Source organism: Bacillus sp. GMs2/2 (assembly GCF_050172095.1).
Classification (GTDB): Bacteria; Bacillota; Bacilli; order Bacillales; family Bacillaceae_G; genus Bacillus_A; species Bacillus_A cereus.
On the sequence record NZ_JBNLYE010000475.1, the window covers coordinates 1 to 2,595 of the forward strand.

The window sequence follows — 2,595 nt, forward strand, 5'->3', positions numbered from 1 at the left end:
AATGGATATAACTATCTTGAAGTTTTAAATATGCATAATCTGAATAAATAGGATTTTGAAATTTAATTAATACCTCTTCATCCTTTTTAATTGGTTTTCCAGGTTTAGGTTGACCTACTCTTTCAATAATTACATTCACTTTTTCATCACTAGATTTTTCAGACCAAAGATACTCCCATTTATTCCCGGCATGATGACTTCCCCAATAAGCTGTATTTCCATATGAGGCCACAGTATAAGGAACTCCTTCTGTAACAAATTCACCTGAATTATCTACTACATAATCTTCAAATTCTTTATTAGCTTTAATTTCAGTATCAATCTTTTGTATAGGCGTTAAATTGTGTGCGTCATTGATTTCAAATGTAACTTTTCTGTGCGCAGCAATTTCAGATTTAATAGGGTGTATATTTTCTCTAGACTCATATGTAAATCCATTCTCACGTTTAACTAGTGTTACTGTTTGTGATGGAGCATTCCATTTCTTGTTATACGTAGTAGGAATCTCTTTACTCACTCCAAATAAACCAGGTAAAATTGTTGCCCTAATCTTTTGCGTCACAGAATCATAACTACCTTCTACTAATGTTGGTTGCTGTAGTTTTGCAAAAGCACCGTGTACAGAGTCTTTATGTAAATAACCGCCATCTCCCTGTCCCGCTTTTAAATCGTTTAATGCATCAGTTCCATTATTAGCTGAAACCACTGATACGTTATTAGTACTTTTAGCCTTGTTTACAATATGATTCACTTTTTTCGTATCTATATTTACATGTTGAAAAACTTCGTTATAGGATAAAACTGGCTTATCAGCAAGGGATTTGTCTTTAGGAGTATATATCCTAAACTTTGGTATATTTCCTATATCTGTTTCTAATTGTTCAGTAGCTGCATTCACTCTAGACTCATATCTCCCTGAATCCCCCAAATGCATAATTTCTTCACCTTTTTCAATAGATAAATCCATTGTACTTGTAGGTAAAACTTCAATCGAAAGAAGTTCCCCTTGTTCAACAGCTTTTAATTCATCCAAAGATAAGACAATATTTGCATCTGCTTGTCCTTCTAAACTGTCAATTACTACTTCTGTTTTATTCCGTCCGCCTTTTTCTGTACTTAAATAGTTTGCTTTATAACGATCTTGTGTTGCCTTTACAGTATTAATAATTTTGTTTCCTAAACGAATATTAAAATGTGGCGAAACATTTTCAGCGGATGCTGTTCCTACATTCTTATATTCCAAATGTACCCGTAATTTTGCTGCGTTCGCTGTATCCACAGTTGTTGCCGTAGACCAATCAAAATTATTTGTATAACTCTCCGTTTCCGTAGTTGTTTTTGAATATCCATATCCCACATTTGCTGAAACACTTCCGGAAGGAACAGGGCCGGCTGCTGAGCCTTCTACACCACCTGAACCACTTAAACCTACATTAAATGAATGTTGTGTAGATACACTTTTTTCCCACCCTCTGCTAACTGATCCGCCATTATTATCCGTAATGGTTGCAATAGGAATTACCTCAATTCGTTTGACACCAATTTGCAAATTCGGTATGTTGGCAACTATCGGATTGAAATTAGTATCAGAATCGTTGTTATAATTCTCAACCTCATACATATCAGTAAAAGGATCACCATCCGTATTTGCATTCATAGGATTCGATATAAATTTTGGTTTCCCTTTATCCTTCTCAGGATCCCATGCTTTCGCTTCATTTTTTCCAGTTTGTGAATTGAATTCAATTTTATAACCATTAATCTCTAAGTCGTTAGAAATACCATCTTTGTCCCAATCATTGTTTGCCATTTCAATGTTTTGTGTAATGAGCGAACCTATCTCCCCATCAGATCCAAGCGTGAAATTCTTATCTTCTTTTTTTGCATTTGCATTTTCTTTAAATATTTCAACTGTACCTCCTGGATTCGGTTGTTTTACATCTGCTAAAGCAGGAGATACTAGAGTCAGTGCCATCGATACACTACCTAATACACTAATTGCTGGCTTCAATTGTTTCATTGTTATTTTTCCTCCTTGGTTTCTAGGTCAATTAGAACACCTACTAGTAAGATTAATTTCATCATATATAACAAATCTTTCTTTTCTCTCTCATAACTGTTAAAAAAGTCTCTCGTAAATATTACAAAACACTTACAGAGTTCTTAAAAGCTACAAAATCCATATATGAAACATCAAAAAGCCGTAATATGAAGAATCCATTACAATATATGCAAAAAAGCAGCTAGCCAAAGCTAACTGCTCACAAATTTATAAAATTTCAGTAAAAGAGTGTATTAATTTTGAAGTGTACAAATAGGGAGAGTGACTTCAACTGTAGTTCCCTTATTCACTTCACTCTCAATAAATACCTTTCCCTGATGTGTTTCAATGATTTTATAACAGATCATTAACCCTAAGCCAATCCCCTCTTCTTTAATACTATAAAAAGGTTCTCCGAGGTATGGTATACGTTCTTTTGGAATCCCACACCCTTGATCGATAAAACGAATACTTAATTGATTATTATCAAGTATATTTAATTGAATGAGAATTTCTCCTCCCATCGGCATAGATTCAATTGCATTTTTTAATAT

General features: G+C 33.9%; 2 protein-coding genes. Both read right to left on the reverse strand.

The window, feature by feature from the left end; translation table 11 throughout:
• On the reverse strand, window positions 1-2,020 hold a 2,020-nt coding region (locus ACQGS6_RS26230; protein WP_426965860.1), incomplete at its 3' end, for a binary toxin-like calcium binding domain-containing protein.
• A 275-nt stretch (window positions 2,021-2,295) separates the two neighbouring features.
• On the reverse strand, window positions 2,296-2,595 hold a 300-nt coding region (locus ACQGS6_RS26235; protein ID WP_426965861.1), incomplete at its 5' end, for an ATP-binding protein.